This is a genomic window from Microbacterium sp. (assembly GCF_030149085.1).
In the GTDB taxonomy this organism is placed as follows: Bacteria; Actinomycetota; Actinomycetes; order Actinomycetales; family Microbacteriaceae; genus Microbacterium.
This window is the reverse complement of the sequence record NZ_JASBSF010000289.1, coordinates 36632-49118: the sequence shown is the minus strand read 5'-3', so window position 1 is coordinate 49118 and position 12487 is coordinate 36632. Positions and strand designations below refer to the sequence as shown.

Below are 12487 nucleotides of genomic sequence, written 5' to 3'. Positions count from 1 at the left end.
GGCACGGTGCCGCGCGCAGCGCGGCGGCGTGCCTCGTCGCTTTGGTGGGCGAGAGTCACACTCGGGCCCACGCCGCCGGAGGCTCCGCGCGGCGCGGAGCATCGTCGAGGATCCGTGAGCATGCGGGTCGTGACCGTATGGATTCCGTGAGGATCGTCGACCCCGCTGCGGGGAAGAGGTTGCATCTGTTCAGCGCCCGTCATCCGACGGCGTAACAGCAACCCCGGGAGTTCCCCGTGCTCGACGTCATTTCCGTGGCCGCTACGCTCGCCCTGTTCGCGCTCGTCGGCCTGATCGCAAAGGGGGTCGAGCGGCTGATCCGGCCGTCTTCGGACCCTTCTCCCTCCCTGCCGGTCGCAGGTGAGCGCCGATGATCGTGTTCTCTGTGCTTGCCGTCACGCTCGCGGTGGCTGCGCTCGTCTATCTCATCGTTGCGCTGCTGAACCCGGAGAGGTTCTGACGTGGATGCTTCGACGATCTGGGCAGGCATCCTTCAGATCTGCACCGTGCTGCTGATCCTCGCCTTGCTCCACCGCCCCCTGGGCGACTGGATAGCCCGTACCTACGCGTCGACGAAGGACTGGCGCGTCGAACGAGGCGTATACCGGCTGATCGGAGACGATTCGCGCTCTGAGCAGACATGGCAGGCCTACGCGCGGGGCGTTCTCGTCTTCTCTGCGGTCGGCTCGTGCGGCGCGTCATGCCCGGCGCGCCACCGCCGAAGCCGAGCTCATTGGAACTGTCGCGGGCTCGGTGCTGCGTGGTCAGGGCGCCGTTCCGGCCCTCGTTGCTCGTGCGCGCGAGTCGTTCGGAATGTCCGGCGCCCGCCTCGTCGGCGAATCGGGCGAGGTGCTCGCAACCGACGGCGAGCCGCTGCCGAACGGGCGACACAGCGACGTACCCATCGGCGAGCGCGCGACGTTGGAACTTCACGGCGGCGATCTTGACGCATCGGAGCGGCGCTTGTTGGGTGTTGTGGTCGCCCAGCTCGACGCCGCGCTCGAGCAGACAGCACTTCAGGAGACCGCCCGGGCAGCCGACATCCTTGCTGAAGCCGATCAGGTCCGCAGCGCCCTCCTCTCGGCGGTGAGCCATGACCTTCGTCGCCCGCTCGCCGCCGCGCTTGCCGCTGTCGGCGGGCTTCGCGCCGCGGGGGCCGCGCTCGGTGAGCAGGACCGCGCGGATCTGCTGGACACAGCAGTCGAGAGCCTCGACACCCTCTCGCGGCTTCTCACCGACTTGCTCGATGTCAGTCGGATCGAGGCCGGAGCACTCGCCGTCTCGCTGACGTCGACGGATGTCGGAGACGTCGTGCTTGCTTCGCTCGACGAACTCGGTTTGGGTCCGAGCGCGGTGGAGCTTGCTCTGGACGTGGGGGTGCCGAATGTGCTCGCCGACCCCGTGTTGCTGCAGCGTGTCGTGGTCAACCTGCTCTCCAATGCACAGCGTCACTCGCCGGTCGGTACCGCGGTGAGAGTGACGACCAGCGTTCTCGGTGATCGCGTTCAGGTGCGGGTCATCGACCGTGGTCCTGGCATCTCGACGGATCGTCGATCCGACATGTTCACGCCGTTCCAGCGGCTGGGCGACACCGACAACACGACGGGGCTCGGGCTGGGGCTTGCGCTCTCCCGCGGTTTCACCGAGGGTATGCGCGGGACATTGACGGCCGAGGATACTCCGGGCGGTGGCCTGACGATGGTGGTGGAGCTTGGCACTGCACCTGTGGCCGAGGATGACGATGCGGCTGCCGACGAGCGGACGGGCGTGGCGTCATGAAGGTTCTGGTCGCAGACGACGACCCGCAACTTGTGCGGGCCGTGCGCATCACGCTCGCGGCGCACGGTTACGACGTCGTGGCGGCCCCCGACGGACCGACGACGATCGCGCTCGCCGCCAAGGAATACCCCGACGTGATCATGCTCGATCTCGGGATGCCGCACCTCGACGGGGTCGGGGTCATCCACGCCATTCGAGGCTGGAGCGAGGTGCCGATCATCGTGGTGTCAGGACGTTCGGGTTCCGGCGACAAGGTCGAGGCGCTGGATGCCGGCGCAGATGACTACGTCACCAAACCGTTCCAGATCGATGAGCTCCTCGCACGTCTGCGTGCACTGACACGGCGGTCCTCATCGGCGCCGACGGGAGAATCCGTGGTGCGCTTCGGGGACGTCGAGGTCGATCTGTTAGCCAAGAGTGTTCGGCGACGCGGCGCCCGTGTTCATCTCACTCCGACCGAGTGGCGGATGCTGGAGTTCCTCGCCCGCAACCCCGGCACTCTGGTGACGCGGCAGACGCTGCTAAAGACCCTCTGGGGCACCGAGCAGGTGACGGACACCGGGTACCTGCGTCTCTACATCTCGCAGTTGCGTAAGAAGTTGGAGGTCGACCCCAGCCATCCGGTCCACCTGCTGACCGAATCAGGGATGGGCTACCGACTCAACCTTGAGGCTTGATCGCCCGCGACCACGCCCGTTCGTTGTGCAGTTGTCCGGTCTGCTGGAAGAACCGAACCTGATGGGTGTTCGCTAGCGACTCTGCAAGCTCGTATCTGTTGGCAGGTTCAAAACCCAACTGCTGCCAGAACGGGCCAGAGCGCCGGCTGAATAGCCACGCACGTGTCGCGCCTCCCTCGGCTGCCCGAGCGAGAGCGAACCGTGCGAGGGCGTTTCCGCGGCCGCGGGCGCGAACAGGAGTCGCTACGGCAACACTCCGAATGAGCGCGTGATCACCATCTCCGCTGAGCTCGTAACCCGTGCTTCCGACCATTTCTCCCGAGTCGTCTCGCTCGACCCAGATTCGTACTCCCGGTTCCTCGATGCCGCTGATCGTAAGGTCTGCTGTGGCCAGAAACGTCGTCAGATCCGCGATATCACGAGCGAGGCACGGGCTCAGGTCCACTCGCCAAGTCAATCACTCGTGGCTCGTGAAGCTCGGGGTGTGAATGTCGGAGGCCCCTCGTAGTGTCGGGGTATGGAAGCAGTCGGTGCGGGTGATTCGGGGCGGTGGCCCGGGGTTCCGGATGCTGACGGGTTCGTGCATGAGGGGGATGTGCGGGAGTGGGATGCTGAGGTGGCCGGCTGGGTTCCACCGCGTCCGGATGCTGTCGCTCTTGTGCTTGAGGCTGCTGATCTTGAGGCGGTGTTCGCTGCGCAGCGGTTCGCTCGGGTCGATGACCTGCGCCTGGAGGCCCTCGATGACGTCACCCGGTACGGGGGTGGATCCCGGGAGCTGGTGATGCGGTCCCTGCGGCTGGAGCTCGCGTCGGCTCTGCGGGTGACGGAGAACGCGGCAGGAATGATGCTCGCTCGCGCCGAGTCGCTTGTGCACTCGTACCCGGCGGTGTTGGAGTCGTTGTCTCGGTCGCGGGTGACCGTTCGGCACGCGGAGATCCTTGTCGATGACCTCGACGTGTTGGGCCCTGATGTTGCGGGACGGTTGGTGGGGCGGGCGTTGGGGTTGGCGGAGTCGTTGCCGGTGGGGTCGTTCCGGCGGGCGCTACGCCGCCTGATCGACCGGGAAACCGCCCCCACGTTGACCGAGCGTCACCAGGTGGCGGTGCGGGGGCGTCGGATCCTGGTGGAGCCTGCGGGGGATTCGATGTCGTGGGTGCACGCTCTGGTTCCGTCGGTGGAAGCCCATGCGATCTACGGGCGTGTCACCCAGCAGGCGGTGGTGATCCGTGACCACGACCGCGGTTCGACCCGGGGCGGTTCGCCCGATGGTTCGGGGGAGCGGTCGTTGGATGAGATTCGTGCTGACGTGTTCTGCGATCTCCTCATCGACGGGACTGTGGCCCAGCACCCGGAGCAGGCTCGGGGGATCCGCGCGACCGTGGTCGTCACCGTCCCCGCCCTGGCGCTGCTGGGTGTTGAGGGGGTGACCGATCCGGCGGAGGTGGAGGGGGTTGGTCCGATCCCGATCGAGACGGCCCGGGAGCTGGCCGGTAACGCGTCGGGGTGGATGCGGGTTCTGACCCACCCGGAGACCGGGGCCGTGGTCTCGGTTGGGCGCACGAGGTATCGGCCACCGCCGGAGATGGCGAGACTGGTGACGTGGCGGGCTGACAGGTGCATGGGCCCGGGATGCGGGAAACCTGCCTCGCAGTGTCAGATCGATCATTCGGTCGCGTGGGCCGACGGCGGTGAAACGTCCGTGACGAACACGGCACCGTTGTGCCAAGGCCACCACACGGTAAAGCATCACGGCGGGTGGGTGATCACCCACCTCGACGACGGGTCGTTGGAATGGGTATCCCCACACGGCCGCCGGTATGTCGTGAAACCTGAACGACACCTCCCCACCTTCTACCCCAACGCCGCCTGAACATGCCTTGGAGCAGGCAACGATAGATGTGCTGGGTCCGCGGCGCGAGCTCGGCGAGGTGATCCGTGCACGCCGTACCGGTGAGCTCGCGTTCGGCCAGTAGAGTGCCGTCATGGTGTCGCTTGCTCAGTCCATGGCGGATGCGAAACAACCGGCTCCCGACGCCGCCACCTATTGGCGCAGACAAACGGATGCGATAGCCGACGTTTCCGGTCCCGTGGCGACCCTGCACCTCGGGGCCCTCCGGCACAACGCACTCGACATGGCGGTGCGCGCGGCGGGCGTCCCGATCCGCGTCGCGAGCAAGTCCATTCGTGTGCGGGAAGCCATCGACGCGACCCTCGCGCTCCCCGGCTATGCCGGGATTCTCGCTTTCACGCTGCCCGAAGCGCTCTGGCTCGCCGAGACGCACGACGACGTCGTGCTCGGGTATCCGACCGTTGACCGCGCGGCGATCCTCGCCCTCGCCCAGAGCGAGGAGGCATGCACGCGCGTCACCCTCATGGTCGACGATCTCGCCCAGCTCGACGTCGTTGACGCCGTCGTACCGCCGAGTGCAAGGCCGACGATCCGCCTCGCGATCGATGCCGACGCATCGTGGCGCGCCCCCGCGCTCGGCCATATCGGCGTGCGCCGCTCGCCCGTGCACGAACCGGGGGAGGTGGCGAGCCTCGCGCGGGCCATCACCCGACGCGACGGTTTCCGACTCGTCGGACTCATGATGTACGAGGCGCAGATTGCGGGCCAGGGCGATGCTACCGGTTCTGGTGATGGCCTCATTCGATGGATGCAGCAGCGATCGTCCGCCGAACTTCTGGAGCGACGTCAGGCGATCGTCGCCGCCCTCCGCCCGATCGCCCCCCTCGAGTTCGTCAACGGCGGTGGAACCGGATCATTGGAGTTCACGGCATCCGACCAGGCTGTTACGGAAGTGACGGCGGGAAGCGGCCTGTTCGCCGGCCACCTCTTCGACGGATACCGCGCCTTCGCTCCTCAGCCGGCTGCAGCCTTCTCCCTTGAGGTTGTCCGCAAGCCCACTTCCGACATCGCGACGGTGCTGGGCGGCGGATGGATCGCGTCAGGCCCGCCCGTCGCGTCGCGTCAACCGAAGCCGGTGTGGCCCGCGGGCCTTCGAACGCTGCCTCGCGAAGGAGCGGGGGAGGTACAGACCCCGTTGCAGGGCGAAGCTGCTCGAAGCTTGAGCGTCGGGGATCGGGTGTGGTTCCGGCATGCCAAGAGCGGGGAGCTCGCCGAGCGCGTGGATCACTATCTGCTCGTGGACGATGACACCGTCGTCGGCGAAGCACCGACGTATCGCGGCGAAGGGAAGGCGTTCCTGTGACACGACCCGGTGGTACCTGGCAGAACTGGGCACGCTCGGCGCGGGTACGACCGCAGAGCGTCGAGTTCCCGGCATCCCCGGATGCCGTCCAGCGCTCGGTGCAGGCTGCCATCACCCGCGGCCGACGCATCAAGGCGGTGGGCGCCGGGCACAGCTTCACAGGAATCGCTATCGCACCCGACGTCCTGCTCGATCTCACCGATCTCTCAGGTCTCGTTTCCATCGATCACGAACGCCGTCGCGTCACTCTGCGTGCCGGAACGCGACTGCACCAGATCCCGGGGCTTCTCGCGCCGCACGGACTGGCGATGCAGAACCTCGGAGACATCGACCGGCAGACCATTGCCGGTGCTATCTCGACAGGGACACACGGAACCGGCGCGGCCTTCGGCGGGATATCCACGCAGATCGTCGGCGTCACACTCGTCACGGGAACCGGCGACATCCTGCGGGTGAGCGACACCGAGAACTCCGACCTCCTCCCCGCTGTCGCCCTGGGCCTTGGCGCGCTCGGCATCCTGGTCGATATCACGGTCCAATGCGTTCCTGCCTTCGTGCTCGAAGCAACGGAGCGCCCCGAGCCTCTCCTGGACGTGCTCGACACGCTCGATGATCGGGTCGCGAGCACCGACCATTTCGAGTACTACTGGTTCCCCCACACGGATGTCGCACTGACCAAGTGCAACACGCGTCTGCCCGAATCAGCCGTCCGCAAGCCCCTGCCTGTGGTGGGGAAGTGGGTCGATGAGACACTCCTCGCGAACGGTGTCTATCGCGCAGTGTGCGGTGTCGGTGCGCGCGTCCCCGCCGTCGTGCCCCCGTTCTCTCGGCTCGCAGTTAAGCTCACCGGCAACCGCGACTACACCGACCGGTCCAACCGGGTCTTCACCCAGAGCCGCACCGTACGTTTCCGCGAGATGGAGTATGCGCTGCCGGCGGCTGCCGTGCGTCCGGCATTCGACGAGATGCGGGCGCTCATTCGTGCTCGCGGATGGCGAATCTCCTTCCCGGTGGAAGTGCGTTTCGCCGCCGCCGATGATCGGTGGCTCTCGACAGCGCACGACCGCGACTCGGGCTACATCGCCGTCCACCGATACTGGCGTGAAGACCCGACGGAGTACTTCACCGCCGTCGAGCAGATCATGCTCGCCCACGGCGGAAGACCACACTGGGGCAAGATGCACACGCTGGATGCCGACAGGCTGCGTGAGCGGTACCCCCGGTTCGATGACTTCGTGTCGTTGCGGAATCGGCTGGACCCGCGTCGCGCGTTCCAGAACACCTACCTGGAACGGGTCCTCGGCGCCTGATCCCGTGGTGGCGGCACCCGACGCACTCACAGTCAGCGGGCAGCCGAGTCCCCTAGGATGGGGGCCATGTGGGAGTGGCTGATCCCGGTTCTGATCGTCGTGGCGCTCGTCGTCATCGTCGGTATCTATCTGTGGGCGACATACAACTCGCTTGTGCAGCTGAACGTGCGTGTCGATGAGGCGTGGAGTGACATCACCGTCCAGCTCAAGCGACGAGCTGACCTGATTCCGGGGCTGATCGAGACCGTCAAGGGCTACGCGGCCCATGAGCGAGCGGTGTTCGAGAACGTCACCCAGGCGCGAGCCGAGACCCTTTCCGCATCCGGGCCCGCAGAAGCTGGTGTCGCCGAAGGTCACGTGCAGCAAGCTCTCAAGTCGCTGTTCGCCGTCGCTGAGGCCTACCCCCAGCTGCAGGCCAGCACGAACTTCCTGCAGTTGCAGCAGGCGCTGGTCGACACCGAAGACAAGATTCAGGCATCCCGCCGCTTCTACAACGGTGGCGTTCGCGAGTTGAACACCAAGATCAAGGTCTTCCCGAACAACCTCTTCGCGAAGAATCTCGGTTTTACTGAGCGGGAGTTCTTCGAGGTCGTCGACGGGGCAGCGATCTCCGAGCCGCCGCGCATTCAGTTCTGATCGACCCCTGAGGTCGCATGTACAGCGCCATCGCGCGGAACAAGCGCAACACCTGGTTCATCCTCGTCCTGTTCGTCGTGGGCCTGGGAGCCATCGGGCTGCTCGCCGGATGGCTCATGGGCAACAACTGGTGGGTGACGGCTTTCGTGCTGATCTTCGCCGTCGGCTACGCCACCGTGCAGTACTTCGCGGCCGACCGTGAGGCGCTTGCGATGGCCGGCGCCATCCCTGTGTCCCGCGAGGAGGCGCCCCGCTACTACCGGCTCGTCGAGAACCTGTGCATCACGACCGGCACGCCGATGCCCCGCCTGTACGTCGTCGAGGATGCCGCGCCGAACGCCTTCGCCACCGGCCGCAAACCCGAACAGGCTGCGATCACCGTGACGACGGGCCTGTTCGAGATCATGACCGACCGCGAACTTGAGGGCGTGCTGTCACACGAGCTCGGCCACATCCGCAACTACGACATCCGGGTGTCGCTCATCGTGTTCGGCCTCGTCGTGGCGGTGGGGCTGCTGGCCGACATCCTGATGCGGATGGCGTTCTTCGGTGGTCTACGCCGCTCAGGGGGCAACAACGGCCAAGCGCAGCTGTTCTTCCTCATCTTCGGCATCGTCGCAGCGATCGTCGCACCGCTTCTCGCCGGTGCGGTCCAGGCCGCGATCTCGCGTCAACGCGAGTACCTCGCCGACGCAACCGGCGCGCTCACGACCCGCGACCCGGACGGCCTCGCCTCGGCGCTCGCCAAGCTCGAGCAGCACGCGCAACCGCTCAGCCGCGAGAACACGTCGATGGCCCACCTGTGGTTTGCCAACCCACTCAGCGCCAAGGGCATGTCGCGCCTGTTCGCAACCCACCCGCCGATCCCAGACCGCATTGAACGCTTGCACACGATGGGCGGGCAGTTCTGAGATCACCGCTGGCAGCTGGGTCGGTCAGTCGACCGACAGAACGAGTTGGTTGCCGGTGAAGGCCATGCCTCCGCGCAGCGACCAATCGTCGGTGCGATAGGTGAACGTCCCCGCCGATCCGTCCCGGGTCGTGCCGGATGCCGTCGCGACGAGGACCCCGCCGGTGGCGGCAAAGCTCGACAGGTCCTCGGCAAAGGCGAGCGTCGGCGCCGTCTCGACGCGGAAAGAGAGCGAGGTCAGTGTGGCGAGGTCTGCGGCCCAGGGAACCCGGATGCCGCAGTTCTCGGGCACCGCATCGGCAGGAGCGGTGCATGCGTCGACGTATGCCTGCACCTGTGCGGATGCCGTCTCGAGCGCGGTGTCCGAGAGCTGCGGCTGCAGTGCTGCTGTCGCGGCCGAGCCAGGTGCCACGGCGACGGTCAGCGCTCCGGTCAGGATGCCGACCGGAGCGGCGTCGATCTGGTAGAGCGCGGGCAGCAACACGACGGGTTCGTTCACCCCGAACACCGCTGTGCCGATCGCGGCGGCATCACCGAGGGCCGACGTGATCGTCACCGTACCCAGCCCGTCCGGGGCGACTTTCCAGCCGGTGGGAGTCTGCTGAAGCATCAGCTCACCCGAGCCGGAGGTCGAATCGAGGGTGTAGGTAATCGACGCGGTGGCAGTCTCGCCATCCTCGATGACGCCTGTGACCTCGGCATCCGAGATCGTGGCAGTAGCCCCCGCGAACGCGGCTTCGATCATCGACGGATCGAGGCTGTCGGAGGCGACGAGATCCAACGCCGTCTCGGCGTCGCCGCCGGCCAGGGCACGGAGGTAATCCTCGGCGACTGCCTGCGGTCCCGGCGGGCGTTGGAGAAGCCACAGCACAAGTCCGGCGACTGCCAGAAGCACGACTCCCGCCGCAACGACGGCGATCAGGGGGCCACGTTTCACACCCCCACGCTAGCGCGCCAGCACATCCGGTTCGCGGCATGTGCCAGTTCTAGACTGAATGGATGAGCACGTCCGACGACAAGCCCACGGGGTCGTTCTTCGACGCGATCCGGGACCGGCGACGGATCGTCACGATGCAGCAAACGCGCGGCATCCCCTCAGGCTTCCAGCTTGCCGCCGCGTACGCGTGGCGCTTCCTGGTCATTGCCGCGGCGATCGGTGTCGGGATCTGGCTCGTCATTCAGCTCAAGTTGCTGGTCATTCCGTTGCTGATCGCGATCCTGATCACGGCGCTGGTCTGGCCCGCGTTCACGGGGATGCTGCGCCTGCGCTTCCCGCGATGGCTCGCCATCGCCATCACCGTCCTCGGCACGGCAGCCGTCGTCACCGGCTTGCTGTGGCTTGCGATCTGGCAGATCACGCGGGAGTGGTCGTCGGTACAGTTGCGTACGATCGAGGCAGTCCAGCAGTTCCGGCAGTATCTGATCGACGGTCCGCTCCACCTGACCGCGACCCAGATCGACGACCTGCTCGCGCAGGCCTGGACCTTCATCCAACAGCAGGCCGAGCTCCTGTGGTCGGGTGCGCTGGCGATCGGCACCACCGTCGGCCACGTCGCAACGGGCGCGCTGCTGACGATCTTCATCCTCCTTACGCTCCTCGCCGACGGGGCAGGGATCTGGCGCTGGACCACCCGGCTGTTCCCGCGCGCTGCGCGGCCCGCTGTCGATGGGGCAGGCCGTGCCGGTTGGGTGACCGTCGCCAACTATGCGCGGACCCAGTTGCTCGTCGCGACGATCGACGCGATCGGAATCGGTCTGGGGGCTTTCCTGCTCGGCGTTCCGCTCGCGATTCCCATCGCGGTGCTCGTGTTCCTTGGTTCCTTCATCCCCATCGTCGGTGCCGTCGTCACCGGCGCGCTCGCCGTTTTCTTGGCCCTCGTCTACAACGGACCCTGGATCGCGCTGTGGATGCTGGTGGTCGTGCTCGGCGTCCAGCAGCTGGAGGGCCACGTTCTCCAGCCGCTCCTCATGGGATCCGCCGTCAAGGTGCATCCGCTCGCCGTCGTCCTGGTGGTCGCCGGTGGCGCGCTGATAGCCGGAATCCCGGGAGCGCTCTTTGCCGTGCCGCTCGCCGCGTTCATCAACGTCGTGGCGGTCTACCTCGGCGACCGGGCATGGGAGCCCGGTGCGAAACTCGACGCCCCCGACCTGATTTGGTCGACAGTTCCCCGCCCGAGGAGAATCAGCAAGTGAGCATCCCCACCCTGGCCGAGATCGAGGATGCTGCAGCAACTCTTTCGGGCGTCATCCGGCGCACACCGATGGACGAGTCCCTGCACCTGACCGACCTGCTCGGCGTCCCCGTCGCACTCAAGCTCGAAAACCTGCAGCGCACCGGTTCGTTCAAGATCCGCGGTGCCGCGTACCGGCTGTCGCGGCTGACGGAAGATGAGCGCGCGCGCGGTGTCGTTGCTGCATCGGCAGGAAACCACGCACAGGGGGTTGCGCTTGCTGCCCGTGAACTCGGAATCCCGGCGACGATCTTCATGCCGCTCGGGGTGCCCGTCCCGAAGCTCCTTGCTACGCGCGGCTATGGCGCTGACGTCATCCTCGAGGGTGCCACCGTCGAGACGCCGCTTCGCCTGGCGGCGGAGTTCGCGGAGCGCACCGGCGCCGTGCTGATTCACCCCTTCGACCACGGGGACATCATCACCGGGCAGGGCACCCTCGGCCTCGAACTGATGGATGACATGCCCGACCTCGATACCGTCATCATCGGGATCGGCGGCGGGGGATTGCTGTCGGGTGTCGCCGCCGCGGTGAAGGCGCGCGCCGCGGCAGTCGGCCGCACGGTGCGCGTCATCGGCGTCCAAGCCGAAAACTCCGCAGCCTACCCGGCGTCGCTTGCAGCCGGACGGCCCTTGGAGGTTGCCACTCGGGCGACGATCGCCGACGGAATCGCCGTTGCACGGCCGGGAGATCTGCCCTTTGAGATCATCAGCGAGCTGGTGGATGAGGTCGTCACGGTGTCCGAGGACGACATCGCGCGGGCACTGCTGGTGTTGCTCGAGCGCGCGAAGCAGGTCGTCGAGCCTGCTGGGGCCGTCGGTGTTGCGGCCATCCTCGCTGGCAAAGTCACAGCTCACGGGCCGACCGCGTGCGTCCTGTCGGGTGGCAACATCGACCCGCTGCTGCTGCAGCGCGTCGTCGCACACGGACTGTCGGCATCCGGTCGCTACATGACGATGCGCATCCCCTTGCCGGATCGCCCCGGACAGCTGGCGCGGGTCTCAGAATTGCTTGCGCTTGCGGGCGCCAACGTGATTGAAGTCCTGCACACCCGTCATGGGCAGGGTCTTCAGATCAGCGAGGTGATCCTGCAGTTGAGTGTCGAGACGCGCGGCGAAGAACACAAGGCGCACGTCATCGCGACGCTCGAGAACGCCGGGTTCGTCGTCCACGTCGACGCGGACTGATGCGGCGGCCTATTGCCCGCCGTAGGTCTCGACCTTGACGACCTCGACCGCAATCTCCCGCCCGTTGGGCGCGGTGTACGACGTCTTGTCGCCTTCCTTCAGCCCCAGGATGGCAGAGCCCAGCGGCGACGCCTCGCTGTAGACATCGAGCTCTGACCCGGCACCGATCTCGCGGTTACCGAGAAGGAAAACCTCTTCGCCACCGGCGACGACGGCGGTCACGACCGTGCCCGGCTCGACGACGCCCGTGCTCTCGGGCGCGACGCCCACCGTGGCGTTCTTCAACAGGGCCTGGAGCGTGCGGATCCGCGCCTCCTGCTTGCCTTGCTCGTCCTTGGCGGCGTGGTACCCGCCGTTCTCCTTGAGGTCGCCCTCTTCGCGTGCAATCTCGATGCGCTTGGCGATCTCTTCACGGCCGACGGTTGACAGGTGCTCGAGCTCGGCGTGGAGGCGGTCGAAGGCCTCCTGGGTCAGGAAGGTCACCGGGGCATCGCTGGACACGAGCGTCTCCTTTCGTCGGCGCCGATATGGCAAGACGCCCCGGCAG

At 66.8% G+C, this 12487-nt stretch carries 14 protein-coding genes and 2 pseudogenes; 12 read left to right on the top strand and 4 right to left on the bottom strand.

Annotated features, from left to right (window positions below; translation table 11 throughout):
- Positions 1 to 185: hypothetical protein (locus tag Q1V87_RS11985; RefSeq protein ID WP_300593085.1), on the bottom strand; the 185-nt coding region annotated here is incomplete at its 3' end.
- A gap of 51 nt (positions 186 to 236) precedes the next feature.
- Here Q1V87_RS11985 and Q1V87_RS11980 point away from each other — a divergent pair.
- The 5 genes and pseudogenes from Q1V87_RS11980 to Q1V87_RS11960 all read left to right on the top strand — a co-directional run bounded on the left by Q1V87_RS11980 (position 237) and on the right by Q1V87_RS11960 (position 2456).
- Entirely contained in the window at positions 237 to 374 is a 138-nt protein-coding gene (locus Q1V87_RS11980; RefSeq protein WP_300593082.1) for a hypothetical protein, read from the top strand.
- Positions 371 to 460 (top strand): K(+)-transporting ATPase subunit F, encoded by a 90-nt coding sequence (gene kdpF / locus Q1V87_RS11975; protein WP_300593079.1) that lies wholly within the window; start codon positions 371 to 373, stop codon positions 458 to 460. Before Q1V87_RS11980 ends, kdpF begins: the two co-directional genes overlap by 4 nt.
- A 1-nt stretch (position 461) precedes the next feature.
- Positions 462 to 686, top strand: a pseudogene (locus Q1V87_RS11970) (potassium-transporting ATPase subunit KdpA); the annotation flags it as partial.
- Positions 679 to 1779 (top strand): annotated as a pseudogene (locus Q1V87_RS11965) (ATP-binding protein); the annotation flags it as partial. The pseudogenes Q1V87_RS11970 and Q1V87_RS11965, both read left to right, overlap by 8 nt.
- Positions 1776 to 2456: a response regulator transcription factor gene (locus Q1V87_RS11960; protein WP_300593076.1), complete on the top strand. Its 681-nt coding sequence runs from the start codon at positions 1776 to 1778 to the stop codon at positions 2454 to 2456. The pseudogene Q1V87_RS11965 and the gene Q1V87_RS11960, both read left to right, overlap by 4 nt.
- On the opposite strand, the gene Q1V87_RS11955 is transcribed toward Q1V87_RS11960, so the two are convergent.
- A complete protein-coding gene (locus Q1V87_RS11955; protein WP_300593073.1) occupies positions 2440 to 2901 on the bottom strand; it encodes a GNAT family N-acetyltransferase in 462 nt (153 codons plus the stop codon). The genes Q1V87_RS11960 and Q1V87_RS11955 overlap by 17 nt on opposite strands.
- Before the next feature lie 72 nt (positions 2902 to 2973).
- Between Q1V87_RS11955 and Q1V87_RS11950 the strand changes: the two genes are divergently transcribed.
- From Q1V87_RS11950 to Q1V87_RS11930, 5 genes are all read left to right on the top strand, one after another.
- The gene (locus tag Q1V87_RS11950; RefSeq protein WP_300593071.1) at positions 2974 to 4326 is read left to right on the top strand and encodes an HNH endonuclease signature motif containing protein; all 1353 of its coding nucleotides are present in this window, start codon (positions 2974 to 2976) and stop codon (positions 4324 to 4326) included.
- A 112-nt stretch (positions 4327 to 4438) separates the two neighbouring features.
- Positions 4439 to 5668: an alanine racemase gene (locus Q1V87_RS11945; protein WP_300593068.1), complete on the top strand. Its 1230-nt coding sequence runs from the start codon at positions 4439 to 4441 to the stop codon at positions 5666 to 5668.
- Positions 5665 to 6978, top strand: coding sequence for a D-arabinono-1,4-lactone oxidase (locus Q1V87_RS11940; protein ID WP_300593065.1), 1314 nt, complete (start codon positions 5665 to 5667; stop codon positions 6976 to 6978). The genes Q1V87_RS11945 and Q1V87_RS11940 overlap by 4 nt, the downstream gene beginning before the upstream one ends.
- 66 nt (positions 6979 to 7044) lie before the next feature.
- The gene (locus Q1V87_RS11935) at positions 7045 to 7614 is read left to right on the top strand and encodes a LemA family protein (protein ID WP_300593062.1); all 570 of its coding nucleotides are present in this window, start codon (positions 7045 to 7047) and stop codon (positions 7612 to 7614) included.
- 17 nt (positions 7615 to 7631) lie between these two features.
- Positions 7632 to 8525 carry a M48 family metalloprotease gene (locus Q1V87_RS11930; protein ID WP_300593059.1) on the top strand — a complete coding sequence of 298 codons (894 nt, stop codon included), beginning with the start codon at positions 7632 to 7634 and terminating at the stop codon, positions 8523 to 8525.
- Positions 8526 to 8549: 24 nt separating this feature from the next.
- Here Q1V87_RS11930 and Q1V87_RS11925 read toward each other — a convergent pair whose 3' ends face one another.
- Positions 8550 to 9461 (bottom strand): hypothetical protein, encoded by a 912-nt coding sequence (locus tag Q1V87_RS11925; RefSeq protein ID WP_300593056.1) that lies wholly within the window; start codon positions 9459 to 9461, stop codon positions 8550 to 8552.
- 62 nt (positions 9462 to 9523) lie between these two features.
- On the opposite strand from Q1V87_RS11925, the gene Q1V87_RS11920 reads away from it, so the two are divergent.
- Positions 9524 to 10717 (top strand): AI-2E family transporter, encoded by a 1194-nt coding sequence (locus Q1V87_RS11920; RefSeq protein ID WP_300593053.1) that lies wholly within the window; start codon positions 9524 to 9526, stop codon positions 10715 to 10717.
- Positions 10714 to 11940: a threonine ammonia-lyase gene (gene ilvA / locus Q1V87_RS11915; RefSeq protein ID WP_300593051.1), complete on the top strand. Its 1227-nt coding sequence runs from the start codon at positions 10714 to 10716 to the stop codon at positions 11938 to 11940. Before Q1V87_RS11920 ends, ilvA begins: the two co-directional genes overlap by 4 nt.
- Before the next feature lie 9 nt (positions 11941 to 11949).
- Here ilvA and greA read toward each other — a convergent pair whose 3' ends face one another.
- Complete coding sequence (gene greA, locus Q1V87_RS11910) at positions 11950 to 12441, bottom strand: transcription elongation factor GreA (RefSeq protein WP_300593049.1); 492 nt, start codon at positions 12439 to 12441, stop codon at positions 11950 to 11952.
- Positions 12442 to 12487 lie beyond the last annotated feature (46 nt).

Coding starts and splice junctions, on each gene's coding strand:
- kdpF (WP_300593079.1), top strand. CDS start 371: ATGATCGTGTTCTCTGTGCTTGCCGTCACGCTCGCGGTGGCTGCGCTC.
- Q1V87_RS11945 (WP_300593068.1), top strand. CDS start 4,439: ATGGTGTCGCTTGCTCAGTCCATGGCGGATGCGAAACAACCGGCTCCC.
- Q1V87_RS11950 (WP_300593071.1), top strand. CDS start 2,974: ATGGAAGCAGTCGGTGCGGGTGATTCGGGGCGGTGGCCCGGGGTTCCG.
- Q1V87_RS11930 (WP_300593059.1), top strand. CDS start 7,632: ATGTACAGCGCCATCGCGCGGAACAAGCGCAACACCTGGTTCATCCTC.
- Q1V87_RS11920 (WP_300593053.1), top strand. CDS start 9,524: ATGAGCACGTCCGACGACAAGCCCACGGGGTCGTTCTTCGACGCGATC.
- Q1V87_RS11935 (WP_300593062.1), top strand. CDS start 7,045: ATGTGGGAGTGGCTGATCCCGGTTCTGATCGTCGTGGCGCTCGTCGTC.
- Q1V87_RS11960 (WP_300593076.1), top strand. CDS start 1,776: ATGAAGGTTCTGGTCGCAGACGACGACCCGCAACTTGTGCGGGCCGTG.